The following is a 13,897-nucleotide window of genomic DNA, read 5'->3' on the forward strand; positions in this document are numbered from 1 at the left end:
TTCGTACTGCTCAGACCAGGTCGGTCAGAACGCGACGTTGCAGCACATCGAGAGCGACTCGAAGCGCCCCAGCTCGTCGAACTCGATCTCGACCACCTCGACCTCGGTGGTGTCCGTGAGCTCGAGGGCGGCACTCTCCGTGATGGCCGCGTCGGTCATGGTGGACATCGCAATCACCTTGCCTTCCGCACTACAGGTCAGTTCGTGATCCACGCCACGAGCTGTGAACGGCAACGTACGATAGATATTCGCCCAGGTGAACCCCTAGTTCCATGATGTGGTCCCGCAGTGCATGCTGGTGCGGCTACTGAGTCGTAACTCAGCGGAAGCCGCCCGGCACGCATCGGAAGATCCGCTACTCTCCGCAATGAGACCGCCACGCCTGCCACCGAGGTCGCACTCTGACGCCGCGCCGAGATCGGCCCTCGTCGGCATTCCCGATCCGCCCGCCCGCAGGTGTTACGGGACGGTCGGCAACCACGGCCCTCCGCTTCGAGCCGCTCCTCGTCAACCGCCCTTCCGACGCCCCTCGACCTAGCCGGTGGCACTCCGCGGAGCGATGTCGATCGTGCTGTCGAGTCCCGAGCATGCCGGCATCGACAAACTCTGATCCGGCCATCGCGTTGCCGGGGCGGTCGCCGCCCCCGCACATTCCCGGCACATTCCGCGCTCATCGTGGGCAGCCGCCTTGACTCCGATCAGACGCCCACCAAGAGTCGTGCGGCATGCGCCCACATCTATCTACTAACGCTCGCCCCGCCGGGCGGGTCGGATGAAGCGACGTCTGGTGCGCCTGCTCGCGATGGGGCTGCTCGCCGTGGCCGTGAGCATGCCGGCGCTGGCGGCCCCGGTGCTCATGGTGCCGTTTCCCTGCGAACAGAGCTGGTCCGGGCAGACACGCACCAACCACAGCCCGGCGTGCCGCGCTGCTGACCGGGCAACCGCCCCCACCGCCTCGACGGAGCACGCATGATCGCCAGAAGGAAGCTGCTCGCCGGCGCCGCCGTCCTCGCCCTGGCGACCACCGGACCGGCGGCCGTCGGCCCGGCATCCGCCGCCCTGCCCGAGGTCGACATGGAGGCGCTCATCAAGGCGGCCCAGATCGACCCCCGACGCGCGGACACCGCCCTCACCGAGGGCGCCAAGGACAGCGTGCTGCTGGTCGAGCGCGCGCTCCAGGCCAAGGGACTGCTGTCGACCCCCTACGTGGACGGGCACTTCGGCACCAGCACCGTCGCCGCGTACGCGGCGTACCAGCGCTCGCTCGGCTACACCGGCCTCGACGCCACCGGCCTGCCCGGCCCGTCGTCGCTTCGGGCGCTCGGCGACGGGCGCTTCACCGTCGTCCGGGCCCTCTCGCCCGGAAGCGTCGTGACCCTGCGCGGCGTGCAGATCAACACGCGGACCAGGGCCATGCTGCTGGAGGCCGAGCGCCTACTCGGTCGCCAGCTCGGCATCACCCAGGGCTCGTACAACTCGGGTGTCGACGCGTCCGCGGGCACCCACGACGGCGGCGGCGCGCTCGACCTGTCGGTCAGCGGCCTCTCCTCGGCCACGCGGACGGACGTGCTGCGCCGGCTGCGCACGGTGGGCTTCGCGGCCTGGCTGCGCACCCCCGCCCAGGGGGACTGGGGCTACCACATCCACGCCGTCGCGCTTGCCGACACCGACCAGTCGACCGGCGCGCAGAACCAGGCCGGCGACTACTACCTCGGCCGCAACGGCCTGGCCAACCGGGGCCCCGACGACGGCCCGGTGGTCGCCAAGCGGACCTGGGAGGAATACCAGCGGTCGCTCTGACCGCCATCGCACCAGCATGACCAGGAGGAACAATGTCCATTCGCAACAGTCGCCTCGCGCGCGGCGCCGTCGCCGTGCTCGGCACGGCCCTGATGACCGCGGCGGTCGGCCTCACCGGCGCCACCGCCGCCCAGGCCGCCGTCAACACGTCGCCGAACTACCTGGTGGTCTACAACAACAACATCGAGAACTGGCTGCCGGCCTCGTGCGCCGACGGCTACATCTGGGACCGGCTGCTCACCTACCTCAAGGGCCGGCCGCTGAGCCCGGACATCTTCACCGTCCAGCAGATCTCGAACCAGACGCAGCTCAACACCCTCCTCGCTCGGCTCAGCGCCGACCTGCCGGGCACCTACGCCGGCGAGATCGCCATCGCGAGCCCGGGCTCCATGGGCTACACCAGCACCTGCGGCAAGATGAAGAACCAGCAGACCAACGCGGTGATCTGGCGCTCGGACCGGTTCACCCAGGAGGCCGAGACCCGCTGGCGCTCCGACGCCCCCGAGAACAAGACCGGCGGGTGCAAGAACCTGGAGCCCACCTCCAGCAGTCAGGACCGGGTGGAGAACATCGGCGTCCGGTTGCACGACAACGTCCGCAACCAGGACGTCTCGGTGGCCTCGATCCACTGGCCCACCAACACCTGGAACGGCCCCGACTGCGCCGACGAGAACATGTCCGAGGCCGAGGAGGCGATGGTCCGCCTCGGTGGGGACCTCAAGATCGTCGCAGGTGACATGAACACCGAGGCGCAGACGAAGGGTTGGTGGGACGACGCCAAGGCGCTCGGCTACCGCGACCCGATCGCGGAGAAGTGCGGTAGCCGCGACTGCTCCTCGGCGTACGACACCAACGGCTCCCGGCGGATCGACTTCATGCTGGCCAAGAGCGGCGGCGGCTTCAGCAACGCCGCCCACATCAGCCCGACGGCGACCGGTGGCGCGTACTCCGAGCACATCGCCATCACCGCCTACGTCAACTACTGAGGCGACCGGTCCACCCGAGAGGACCTGTCGACCGCCACCCGCCGGGTGTCGCCGGCGATGCTCCCTACGAGCATTGCCGCGGCACCCGGCGGTGCGTCGCGCCCCCACCCGACAGGCATCAGGAAACCAAGACTTTGAATCCCCTCCCATCCCGAACAGCCCGAAGATCAAGCTAGGCTCGCACGGCCGGCAATCGGATCTCCGAGGGTATGGGGGGTCGCGGGTTATGACAGTCGCATTCGGCCTGCTGGGGCCGGTGACCATGCACCTGGACGGGAACGCGGTCGCGCTGCCGGCCGGCCGGACACAGCTCCTGCTGGCCGCGCTGCTGCTGAACCGTGGGCGGCGGGTCTCCACCAAGCGGCTGCTGGGCGACCTGTGGGACGAGCCGCCGCCGTCGGCGTCGGGCAACCTCAGGACGTACGTGACGCGGCTGCGCAGCCTGCTGGGTCCCCACCGGGACCGGCTGGTCTGGGTGAACGCCGGCTACGCGCTGGCCGTCGAGGCGGGTGAGCTGGACCTCGACGGGTTCGAGGTCGACATTCGCGACGCCCTGGACGCGGTCGGTCGCGGACGCCCCGAGCAGTCCGCGCAGGCCCTCGCCGCCGGGCTGCGGCGCTGGCGGGGCGAGGCGGCCGAGGGGCTGCCCCGCTTCGGGGCGCTCGGCCACAGCCTCGACGCGCTCGACGAGAGTCGATGGGTGTCGGTGGAGCGGCACGCCGCCGCCTGCGCCGAGGCCGGCCAGCACCGCGCTGCGGTCGCCGCGCTGCGATCGCTGCTCGCCGACCGGCCGGCCCGTGAGTCCGCCTGGGAGGCCCTGGCTCAGGCCCTCGTCCGGCTGGGCGAGCGGGCCGAGGCCATGACCGCCCTGGCCGCCGCGGACGCAGCGCTACGCGCCGGTGCCGGCCGCGGCCCGGGGATGGTTCTGCGGGAGATCGAGCGGGGTCTGCTCGAACGCGCGCCGGCGGCGCCCGGCCGTCCCGATGCCGCCCCCGGCGACGCGTCACCGCGCACCGCGCCGTCCAGTCTCCCCCCTGCGGTCGTCCTCATCGGCCGGGAGTGCCTGCTGAACCAGATCGAGGCGACCCTCGGCAGGGCCGGCGCGATCGTGCTGCACGGCCCGGCCGGGGTCGGCAAGTCGGCGCTGGCCGGCGCCGCCGCCGCCCGGCTCGCCCCGTCCTTCCCGCGGGGCCAGCTCTACCTCGACTTCTGCGGCAGCAGCCCCGGGCTGACCCCGATGACGGTCGAGGAAGCCACCGGCAGCCTGCTCCGCGCGCTCGGCGGCGAACGCTCGGGCGGCACCGCGGCCGCGGAGGCGGCCGAGTTGCAGGCGCGGGTCGGCGACGGGCGGATGCTCCTGGTCCTGGACAACGTGCTCGACGCCGGCCAGGTGCGCCGGCTGCTGTCGGTGCTCGGCACCGCCACCGTCATCGTGACCAGCCGCACGGCGCTGCCGACGCTGGATGTGGCCCACCTCGCCGTCGGCGCGCTCGCCCCCGACGAGTCGGTGGTGCTGCTCGCCCGGCATGCGGGGACCGAACGGATCATCGCGGCCCCGGAGGAGGCGAGGGTGCTGGCCGACCTGTGTGACCACCTTCCGCTCGCGCTGCGGATCGTCGGAGCCCGGCTGTCCAGCCGCCCGGAGTGGACCCTCGCCGACATGGTCGCCCGGCTCACCGACGAGCAGTTCCGGCTGGACGAGCTGAGCTGCGACGACCTGGCCGTCCGCGCCAGCCTCGCGGTCACCGCAGACGTCCTCACCGAACGGCCCGGCGGGCCCGAGGCGATGGACCTGTTCGACCGTTGGGGCATGGTCTGCCCCCCGGCGGTCGGTCTCGAACTGGCCCAGGTGCTCACCGGAGCCGACGCCCGTGAGGTGCGCGCGCTGCTGGACCGGCTGGCCGCCGCCGGCCTCGTCGAGGCGTGCGGAACGGACCGCTACCGCCTGCACGATCTCGTCCGGCTCTACGCGATGGAGCGCGGCCGGCGCGACCCGACGACCCGCGCGGCGGCAATCCACGCCGCCCGGTGCCACTGGCTCGGCACCACGCGACGGGCCGGCGACCACCTTCGGCGCGTTCCCGACCGACCGGCCGACGGGTTCGTCGAGGCGCGGCCCATCGTGACCTTCACCGACCAGCGGGAGGCCCTGCGCTGGCTGGACCGGGAGCGGGAGAACCTGGTCGCCGCCGCGCGCGCGGCGGCCCGCGACGGCACCGCCGAGGGCGACCTGTTCGCGGTCCGACTGTGCGCGGAGCTGTACCCGTTCCTCCCCATGCGGGGGTACTACCGCGAACTGCGCGAGGTGGCCCAGGGGGCGCTGCGGTGCGCCCGACGGCTGGGCAGCCGCCCGGACGAGGCGACCGCGCTCACCTACTTCGCGGTGGCCCAGTCCCGGCTGGGCGAGACCGACCGGGCGGTCAACAACCTCCTGATCGCGCTCGCCCTGCGGGAGGCGGACGACGACACGCAGGCGGTGGCGGTGACCCTCGACCACCTCGGCGTCCTACTCGCCGCCGCCGGCCGCCTCGACGAGGCCCGGGCGGCCTTCCTGCGAGCCCTCGACCTCCACCGCCGGCGCGCCGACCGGCGGCGGACAGGCGTAACCCTCAACAATCTCGCCGACGTGCTGCTGCAACTCGACCAGTCCGACGCGGCGCTCGTCCACCTCCAGGAGAGTCTGCGGCTGCGCCAGGAGATCGGCGACGAACTGGGCCTCGGCATCACCATCCTGACCATCGGCCAGGCGTACGCCCGCAGCGGCCGGTACCGGCAGGCGTACGGATGGCTCGACCGGGCCCTCACCGCCGCCCGGGACACCGGCAACCGTGAGGCGGAATGGCGGGTGCTCACCGTGCGGGCGAAGGTGCACCGCGACACGGGCCAGCAGCTCACGGCCCGCGACGACCTGCACCACGCGCTCGCCATCTCCGAGCAGACCGGCGACGCCATCGGCGCCGACGAGGTACGCCGCGCGCTGACCGCGCTCCGCGTTCCCGCCACGCCCCGGCGAGCGGCCGGCCAGCGCTGAAGACGCGAAGGGAAGTCGGCAGCAGTAGGCCCAGCCGTGACCGCGACACTGGGTCACGCTGCGCGGACACCGTTGCTTCCTGGCAGCTGCGTAACCATCCGGGTCCCACCGCTGGCCGGCCCGGCGGGTTCGTACGCCCCCTACGGATGGAACTCCCGCTCTCACGCATCGGCGTGCGAGCGGGAGTTCCACCCGATCGATGGTGTCAGTTGGCCTCGCGTCGGCGTTGCCTCGCGAGAAGCAGAAGTCCAGCTCCGCTGCCGGCCGCCACGGCGCCGACACCGAGCAGCGGCCACACGGTGGCACCGGTCACGGGCAGCGGCGGATGAGGCCGGCGTGTCGGGTCATAGGAGGGGTGCCAGGTCGGGCTGATCGGCGGCCCGGTGGTGGGACCGCTCGTCGGGCTGGACGTGGGGCTGACGGTCGGGCTGGACGTAGGGCTGGCGGTGGGTGTGGTCGGGCTCGCCGTGGGTGAGGTGGACACGCAGTTCAGGGTGCTGGAGAACGGGAAGTCGTGGATCTCGCCGCCGTCATGCGTCAACGTCCGCGAGATGATGCTGCCCTCGATGTTGCTCTGGGTGGTCGCGGTCAGGTCGGCGTTTGGTGCGTAGAGGGTGCCCTCGATCGTCGCGCTGTCCGGGGTCAGGGTGATCGAGGTCGCGGTGGGGAAGTTCAGCAGCACGTAGCGGGCCTGCTGGCCGCCGATCCCGGCGAAGTTCGGCGCGCGCCAGATGAACTGGTCACCGACGTCCCTGGTGTCTACGTTGATCAGCAGTGGAGTGTCCGCGGCGGGCTGGTCGGCGAACGTGAGCACGGCTATGTTCGCCAGGTCGGTGGCGGTCAGGTTGAGCACGTTCGTCACCCCGGGGGTGAGCGTGACGACCGCGTTGCTGCCCGGCGGGATCGGCCGGGGTAGGGGATCTCCGTTCGGGGTGCGCAGCACCACGTTCTGCTCGCAGATGGCGAGGTCGGCGGTGGTCTGGCGGAAGCCGGTGAACGCGGACGCGAAGTCGATGGGCGAGGCCGGGCCGACGCTACTCACGGGCTGACGGGTGACCAGCTCGACCCGGGGAGATGCGTCGTAGTCGTCGGCGGGCAGCACGCGAGTGTTGACCGCTGCGCCGTTGTTGTCGGTGTCCCGGACGTACGTGCCGGTCAGGTCGCCGACCTTGACGTAGCCGTTCTGCAGAATCTGCAGCCGCGAGCCGGGCACGCTGCCGGCGAAGTCCACCCGACCACCGACGACCAGGGCGGTGGGGTTGGTGTCGGGTGGCACCACGAAAGATCCGGCGGTCTGGAGCGCCACCTGATAGTTGCCGAAGCTGAGGTCACCACCGACCGCGACCGTGCCCTCGTTCTCGGCCCCGACCAGCCGCGCATTGCCCTCGGTCATGACCAGAAAGCCCTGCGTACCGGCCACGGGATTCACCGGCTGGCGCGGTTCGGCGCGGGAGGCGCCAGCCAACATCGCCACGGAGATCACCGTGGCGACACCGACGACGGGCAGGACGACGACGTGACGGGCGCGCTTCGCCAATGTGGTCATGACATACCTTTCTCTGACCAAATGCAGGGAAGGTATCGAGATAGGAACATACCGTCGACGCCAACCGTCGCCCGTTCACCCGATCGTGGAGCGCCCGCATGCACCGGACCGTGCCACCCGAAGCACGGGGCGCGTCACGGGCCGCCGGGCCCTCCGAGCGAATCGCCCAACCTTCCGGGAGTCGACTGAGCCCATCGGCGTTCGGCAGGTCTGCGGCGGCGACTGGCGGGAAGAACGCGGTGACGGCCCGCCGGGAGTGGCGGGGTTCGTAGCCCAGGACGCGGCGGGCCCTGTCGAAGGACAGTAGGGGACGCCGGAAGAACTGTGCGGCCAGTTCGCTGCTGGGGCGGTTCATGACGGTGTCGGCGTTGGCGATGACGAAGATGTCCATGCCAGTGCTGTCGTGCTGCAGCGCCAAGCGAACCGCCTGGGCGCCATCGCGGGCATCCACGCCGCCTACCTCATGCGTGCCCGGACATCACTGTGGAGTGTGCGAGTCCTCCTGAGCTGGACGGCCCGAGAACTCATCCCAGCTGATCTCGCGCATCGTCCCGTCCGAGCCCAGCCGGAACAACCGGGGCGGCCCCATGCCACGCAGCGCCTGCTGGTAGGCCGCCTCGCGTGCCGCCTGTTCGTCAGCGGACGGGTCAACGACGCGAAACTCGTACATGCGAACGGCGTGCGCCTCGGTGTCGTCCGGCTCCGGGAAACCCTCGATGACGAAACCGAACAAGGCGCGCAGGGCTTCTTCGCCCAACTCCAGCGGATGGAACGGCAGCGGACAAGGACCCTCGTCGGACCATCCCGGGACCGGTTCGACCGGATGTTCACCAGCCCAGTACGGCCGCTCGAAGTCGACCATCCCCCACACTGAGCGAATCCACATACTACAACCGGCCATGATCATGATTTGGCCACCTGGGCCCCGACCCTTGATCCAGTTCCGAGATGACGGCTCCCAGCCGAACACCGGCAGGCGCGGTACGCGGGGAGCATCACTGCTCCACGCGGCGCCATGCGCGGCAGATCCATGCGCCGGGAAGTCGCCTCCGGGCTGCCCCGCGACACCCCCGGTCGACGTCACCTCCGGCCAGAGCCGTTGCGCTGATGCTGCGGCGACAACGGTTCAGTGGTTTCTACCGCTGACAGTCTGGGGATCTGTGCTGCTAGCCTCACCGCTCGTGAGCCAGAGCGGTAGCCAGGCAGCGGCGTTCTTCCGTGAGGTTGCTGGTCACCAAACCGCGTGCGTGACGCCCAGGGAAGTCCCGCTCCCAAGACCTCCAGCGGCACCCGAGCCATGCCGTACTGGTCGTCCCAGGCTGGTGCTCAGCGAGCGGCCGACGTCTGGGGCAACGACCTGCGGCCTGTCCCCATCTCCCTGGAGGCGTGGCGCAAGGACGAGCTCCCGGAACTCGCCAATGAGGCTTACCGGATAGGCCTCAACTGGACCGGGCCCCTGCTGGCGACCTTCAATCAGTTCGACGGCGTCAACTGACCGGACGGAGCCGCCCCCGGGCCATCACCTCGATGGTGAGGACTGTGGCGGCGGCTTCGACGGCGAGGAGGCCGACGAGGACGAACAGTTGGGTGATGCCCGCGGTCAGCGGGCTGGCGCCGCCGAGGAGGACGCCGACGAAGGCGCCGGGGAGGGTGACGAGGCCGACGGTGCGGGTCTGGTCGAGGGCGGGGATGAGTGCCTGGCTGGCGGCGGGCCGGCAGACGAGCAGTCGGGCGTCGCGGGGGAGCAGGCCCAGCGCGAGCGCGGCTTCGACCTCGCCGCGCCGGTTGTGCAGATCGTCGTTGAAGCGTCGCCCGGCGAGGCTGGTGGCGGTCATGGCGCCGCCGGTCAGGATGCCGGCGATCGGGATGATCGCGATGCCGCGCAGGGGCACCAGCCCGGCCATCAGCAGCGCGGCGACGACGGTCAGGCTGGCGGTGGCGATCGGGACTCCCGCCCACCAGCCGTACGGCCCGCCGGTGATCCGCCGGCCGGAGGTGCCGGCGGCGACCGCGCACATGAGCAGCACGAACGCACCGGTGGCCCACAGCGAGCCGACGATCGCGGTGATCACCAGGGACACGGCGGTCAGTTGCAGCGCGGCGCGGACGGCGGCGACGGCGATCTGTCTGCCGTGCCCGAGCCGTCCGACGGCGGCGATGGCGGCTGCGGCTGCGGTCAGCAGCACCAGTGCGACGGCGAGTCTCGGCCCGAGCACCAGCATCGTCGAGTTCACCCGGCCAGTGTCGCCTCGGCGCCGATGCGGCGTTCAGTCGGTGCGGGAGGCGTTTCCGGTCATGGTCGCCTCGGGGGCCGGGGTTGCCGAGCGGCGGCGGGAGTGCAGGAACTGGATGCCGATCGGTAGGACGGAGACCAGCACGATGGCGATCAGAATGAACTCGATGTTCGCCTTGACGAAGGCGATCTGCCCGAGGAAGTAGCCGAGCACGGTGACGCCGGTTCCCCACAGCAGGCCGCCGAGGACGTTGTAGGTGACGAAGGTGCGGTAGTGCATCCGGCTGACGCCGGCGACGACAGGGGTGAAGGTGCGCACGACCGGTACGAAGCGGGCCAGCACGATCGAGCGGGCGCCGTAGCGGGCGAAGAAGGCGTTGGCCCGGTGCACGTTCTCCTGCTTGAACAGCCGGGAGTTGGGGCGACGGAACAGGCTCGGGCCGACCCGCTTGCCGAACAGGTAGCCGACCTGGTCACCGGCGATCGCGGCGACGGCGACGAGCAGGCAGACCAGCCAGAGCGGCTGGTGCAGGTAGCGGCCGTCGGCGACGAGGAGTCCGGCGGTGAACAACAGCGAGTCGCCGGGCAGGAACAACCCGATGAGCACCCCGGACTCGGCGAAGATGATCGCGAGGATCCCGATCAGCCCGAAGGTGGAGATCAGCCATTCCGGGTCGATGAAGCGGGGGCCCGCGGCGACGAGCGCTTGAGGCGACATGGCATGACCTCCGGTACGAGGGGCGGGGTGGTCCTCAGGCGGTGGCGTCGAGGCGGCGGCTGGCACGGCGGTCGTAGGCGCGGCCGACGACGCCGGTGGTGGCGACTGCCCCGGCGGCGATGAGCCCGCCGGCGAGGATGTCCCCGGGGTAGTGCACGCCAGTCCAGACGCGGGCGAAGCCGATGATGGTGGCGAGCACGCTCAGCGCTACCCCCCATCGGCGGGACAGAAACGCCCCGACGGCGAAGGCCACCGCGAAGGCCGCGATGGCGTGGTCGCTGGGCAGCGACGCTCCGGCGGCGTGCGGGATCAGTTGGTGCACGGGGTGGGTCTGGAATGGCCGTACCTCGGTGCTGAGCGCGGCGACGGCCTGCCCGACGGCGAAGGCCAGCCCGAGGGAGACAACGACGCGCGCCAGGGCGGCGCGCCCCTGCCGCAGGTGAGCCAGGACAGGTATGGTCGCCGCGGCGGCGAGGACGTAGATCAGCCACACCGCCGACCACTCGAAGAGATCGTCGACGAGGTCGCTGCGGCCGGCTGTGTCGTTGACAATCTGGAACAGGTGGTAGTTCATCGCTCCCCCGTGACTGATGGGTTCCGGTTCATGCAGGCGCCCGGCACGCCAAGGGTGCCGCCGGTCACCTGAGAGGAGCCTGAAATCGCCGAGGTCGGGGTTCAGTGATCTTCGGAGTCGACGTGGTGGGGCAGCCGGATTCGGACGGTCATGCCCGGACCGGGCAGCACCTGCACGTGCCCGCCGTGCACCGCGACGACCTGGCGGGTGATGGCGAGGCCCAAGCCGGTGCCGCCTTGCGGGCGGGTGCGGCTGTCGTCGAGACGGACGAACCGGTCGAAGATGCGCTCGCGGTCGGCAGGGGGGACACCGGGTCCGTCGTCGGTGACCTCGACGCACCCCCACCCGTCGCGCGCCGACACGCGCAGGGTGACCTGGGTGCGGGCGTGGCGGGCGGCGTTGTCGGCCAGATTCCGCAACGCCCGGCCCAGGTCGTGGGCGTCTCCGGTCACCCGCACCGGGGTGAGGTCAGCCCGGACGGTGAGGTCCGGGTGCTGCCCGGCGAGGCGCTCCCGCTCGGTGTAGGCGAGATCATCGAGGTCGACGTCGTCACGGCGCCCGGTGGCGCCGCGCTCGTCGATGCGCGCGAGCAGCAGCAGGTCCGCGACGAGATCACCGAGCCGGCTGGTCTCGCGGCGCAGCAACTCGACCAGCTCGCCGTGCCCCTCCACGGGTGCCAGCGCCAAGCGGTCGAGGCCGGCGCGCAGGGTGGCCAGGGGGCTGCGCAGTTCGTGGCTGGCGTCGGCGACGAACCGCCGCTGGCTCGCCGCGGCGGTCTCCAGCCGCTCGAGCATCCGGTTCATGGTCTCGGCGAGCGCCGCGACCTCGTCTCGGGCGGGCGGCACCGGCACGCGGGCGTGCAGGTCACGGGCGGTGATGCCGGCGACCCGCCGGCGGATCGCCTCGACCGGGCGCAGGGACCGCCCGACGAACCAGAACACCGCCGCGCCGACCACCAGCAGCATGGGTGCCAGCCCGGCGGCCAGGATCGCCGCGACCGCCTCGGTGCTCTCGTTGACCGGTCGTAGCGACTGCGCGACCAGGACCGTGCGGGTGCCGGCGCCGGTGGCCACCCCAACTGCCGCGATCCGGAAGGGGTCCTCGTCGGCGAACGGCAGCAGCCGCTGCTCACGCAGCGCCTCACCGGGCCGGGGCCGCAGCGGGGACAGCGGCGCGGCGTCGCCGAGCGCGGCCGAGGCTGCCTCGACCCGCCCTGACGGGTCGACGACCTGCACCAACGTCTGTTCTCCCGGGCTGGGCTTCAGCGTCTGGGCGAGCGCGTCCTGATCGCCGGCGGCCACCGCCGCGACCACCTCGGCCGCCCGCTGCCGAGCGGCGGCGTCCACGTTGCCGGCGAGATCCGCTCGGGCGATGAGGACGAACGCCGCCGCGCCGATGGCGAAGGCTGCCCCCACGACAGTGGCGGCGGCCAGCGCCGAGCGTAGCCGTACCCCCAGGTGCCGGCGGATCCACCCGATGGCCATGCTCAGCCGCCGTCGGCTGCCAGGCGGTAGCCCATGCCCCGCTCGGTCTGGATCGCCCGGCGCCCGAACGGCTGGTCGATCTTGCGGCGGAGGTAGCCGACGTACACCTCGACGATGTTGGGATCGCCCTCGAAGTGGGCGTCCCAGACGTTGTCGATGATCTGCCGTTTGGACACCACGTCACCGCGGTGACGCATCAGGAACTCCAGCAGCGCGAACTCCCGCGCGGTGACCCGGACGGCCTGGCCGGCCCGGCTGACCTGCCGCCGGGCCGGGTCCACGGTCAGGTCCCCGGCGGTCAGCACGACCGGCCGGGCGGGCGCGCCCCGGCGCACCAGGGCCCGCAGCCGGGCCACCAGCACCACGAACGAGAACGGCTTGACCAGATAGTCATCGGCCCCGAGGTCGAAGGCGTCCGCCTGGTCGTACTCCCCGTCCTTCGCGGTCAACATCAACACCGGCGTCCACACACCCCGCGACCGCAGCCGCCGGCACACCTCGTAACCGTTCAGACCGGGCAGCATGATGTCCAGCACGACCACGTCGTACGGATTCTCGGTGGCCGCCCACAGCCCGTCGGTCCCGGTGTGCTGCACATCCACGGCGAAACCCTCATCCGTCAGGCCGGCACGCAGCACCTGCGCCAGGGCGGTCTCGTCCTCGACGACCAGCACCCGCACCCCGCCCACCCCCTTTCGGAGCGTCGAAACCCGCTCCCCGCATCACCTCGGAACGCCCCGACCATCCGTGGGGACGCGGGACGGGTGAGCCGGGCACCGCCACGGATCCGACCGAAGCGAGGCCGACCACGGCCGCGGCCAGTACAACCGAACGGTACGTGGTCGTGGTCGGACGGGTACCGCCCGCCGAAGTTCGTCACACGTCCTGGCAGGTGAGGCGAGCCTTGAGGTCGCCGCCGCGGAAAATTCCGAGGAACCGTCCAAGGCGCTCAAGGCAATGACCTGAACCGACGGGCCGCACGCCGGGCAGCCACTGTTCACCGCCCCGACCGTCGCGGCGCTGCTGGTCCATGTCGCCTTCGCGTTGCAGTGCATGGCCACGGTCGGCATCATCCGCCGGGAGGCCGGCGGCTGGAGGTGGCCCCTGACCGCGGTCGGCTACCTGACCGCGCTGGCCTGGATCATGGCGTACGTCGCCAGGACCATCACCGCGCTCCTGGCGGGCTGAGGTCATGATTCCCATTCACCCCCAGCCCGTCGCGGGTCACCCGAGCAGCTGCGCTGGATCGCCCCGGCCGGGGTGCTGCCGTTCACCGGTGTCGCCGCCACCCTGCCCGCCCCGCTCGCCGCCCTGCGCGACGACGGCACCCTCGCTGAGGTCCGCGTCGAGCCCGCCGCGATCGTCACCACGCTGCATCCCGGTCCACGGTGGTCCCGCGAGACGGCGCCCGCGTCCGTACGGCTCTGCACGCCGCCCTCGAAGACCGGCCGGGTGGGCCCCAGCGGACCCCGCCGGCCAGCCGGACGACGGGCCACCACGTGACGCCGCCCAGGAGCTGCTCGAC

At 71.6% G+C, this 13,897-nt stretch carries 14 protein-coding genes and 1 pseudogene; 6 read left to right on the forward strand and 9 right to left on the reverse strand.

Annotated elements, in window-relative coordinates:
* Positions 1-24 precede the first annotated feature (24 nt).
* Positions 25-168: a hypothetical protein gene (locus AB0B02_RS27590; protein WP_357305080.1), complete on the reverse strand. Its 144-nt coding sequence runs from the start codon at positions 166-168 to the stop codon at positions 25-27.
* A 604-nt stretch (positions 169-772) separates the two neighbouring features.
* On the opposite strand from AB0B02_RS27590, the gene AB0B02_RS27595 reads away from it, so the two are divergent.
* From AB0B02_RS27595 to AB0B02_RS27610, 4 genes are all read left to right on the forward strand, one after another.
* Positions 773-973 (forward strand): hypothetical protein, encoded by a 201-nt coding sequence (locus AB0B02_RS27595; RefSeq protein WP_357305083.1) that lies wholly within the window; start codon positions 773-775, stop codon positions 971-973.
* Positions 970-1,800 (forward strand): peptidoglycan-binding domain-containing protein, encoded by an 831-nt coding sequence (locus tag AB0B02_RS27600; RefSeq protein WP_357305086.1) that lies wholly within the window; start codon positions 970-972, stop codon positions 1,798-1,800. Before AB0B02_RS27595 ends, AB0B02_RS27600 begins: the two co-directional genes overlap by 4 nt.
* A gap of 32 nt (positions 1,801-1,832) precedes the next feature.
* Positions 1,833-2,786 (forward strand): hypothetical protein, encoded by a 954-nt coding sequence (locus AB0B02_RS27605; protein ID WP_357305089.1) that lies wholly within the window; start codon positions 1,833-1,835, stop codon positions 2,784-2,786.
* Between the two features lie 226 nt (positions 2,787-3,012).
* Complete coding sequence (locus tag AB0B02_RS27610; protein ID WP_357305092.1) at positions 3,013-5,817, forward strand: BTAD domain-containing putative transcriptional regulator; 2,805 nt, start codon at positions 3,013-3,015, stop codon at positions 5,815-5,817.
* 205 nt (positions 5,818-6,022) lie between these two features.
* Here the strand turns inward: AB0B02_RS27610 and AB0B02_RS27615 are convergent, their stop codons facing one another.
* Positions 6,023-7,285: a choice-of-anchor A family protein gene (locus tag AB0B02_RS27615; RefSeq protein WP_357305189.1), complete on the reverse strand. Its 1,263-nt coding sequence runs from the start codon at positions 7,283-7,285 to the stop codon at positions 6,023-6,025.
* 556 nt (positions 7,286-7,841) lie between these two features.
* Positions 7,842-8,225, reverse strand: coding sequence for a hypothetical protein (locus AB0B02_RS27620; protein WP_281940108.1), 384 nt, complete (start codon positions 8,223-8,225; stop codon positions 7,842-7,844).
* Positions 8,226-8,606: 381 nt separating this feature from the next.
* On the opposite strand from AB0B02_RS27620, the gene AB0B02_RS27625 reads away from it, so the two are divergent.
* Complete coding sequence (locus AB0B02_RS27625) at positions 8,607-8,858, forward strand: DUF2750 domain-containing protein (protein WP_281940107.1); 252 nt, start codon at positions 8,607-8,609, stop codon at positions 8,856-8,858.
* On the opposite strand, the gene AB0B02_RS27630 is transcribed toward AB0B02_RS27625, so the two are convergent.
* The 5 genes from AB0B02_RS27630 to AB0B02_RS27650 form a co-directional block, all read right to left on the reverse strand.
* Entirely contained in the window at positions 8,851-9,597 is a 747-nt protein-coding gene (locus tag AB0B02_RS27630) for an ABC transporter permease (RefSeq protein WP_281940104.1), read from the reverse strand. The two genes, AB0B02_RS27625 and AB0B02_RS27630, sit on opposite strands and share 8 nt — an antisense overlap.
* Before the next feature lie 33 nt (positions 9,598-9,630).
* Positions 9,631-10,314, reverse strand: coding sequence for a VTT domain-containing protein (locus tag AB0B02_RS27635; RefSeq protein ID WP_281940102.1), 684 nt, complete (start codon positions 10,312-10,314; stop codon positions 9,631-9,633).
* A gap of 34 nt (positions 10,315-10,348) precedes the next feature.
* Positions 10,349-10,888, reverse strand: a complete 540-nt coding sequence (locus tag AB0B02_RS27640) for a phosphatase PAP2 family protein (protein ID WP_281940100.1) — start codon at positions 10,886-10,888, stop codon at positions 10,349-10,351.
* Between the two features lie 101 nt (positions 10,889-10,989).
* Positions 10,990-12,372: a HAMP domain-containing sensor histidine kinase gene (locus tag AB0B02_RS27645; RefSeq protein ID WP_281940099.1), complete on the reverse strand. Its 1,383-nt coding sequence runs from the start codon at positions 12,370-12,372 to the stop codon at positions 10,990-10,992.
* 2 nt (positions 12,373-12,374) lie between these two features.
* The gene (locus tag AB0B02_RS27650; protein WP_281942623.1) at positions 12,375-13,052 is read right to left on the reverse strand and encodes a response regulator transcription factor; all 678 of its coding nucleotides are present in this window, start codon (positions 13,050-13,052) and stop codon (positions 12,375-12,377) included.
* A gap of 229 nt (positions 13,053-13,281) precedes the next feature.
* Here AB0B02_RS27650 and AB0B02_RS27655 point away from each other — a divergent pair.
* Positions 13,282-13,560 (forward strand): annotated as a pseudogene (locus AB0B02_RS27655) (ferrous iron transporter B); the annotation flags it as partial.
* 36 nt (positions 13,561-13,596) lie between these two features.
* On the opposite strand, the gene AB0B02_RS27660 reads toward AB0B02_RS27655, so the two are convergent.
* Positions 13,597-13,749, reverse strand: a complete 153-nt coding sequence (locus tag AB0B02_RS27660; protein ID WP_357305102.1) for a hypothetical protein — start codon at positions 13,747-13,749, stop codon at positions 13,597-13,599.
* Positions 13,750-13,897: the final 148 nt, after the last annotated feature.

Source organism: Micromonospora sp. NPDC049240, assembly GCF_040647835.1.
In the GTDB taxonomy this organism is placed as follows: Bacteria; Actinomycetota; Actinomycetes; order Mycobacteriales; family Micromonosporaceae; genus Micromonospora.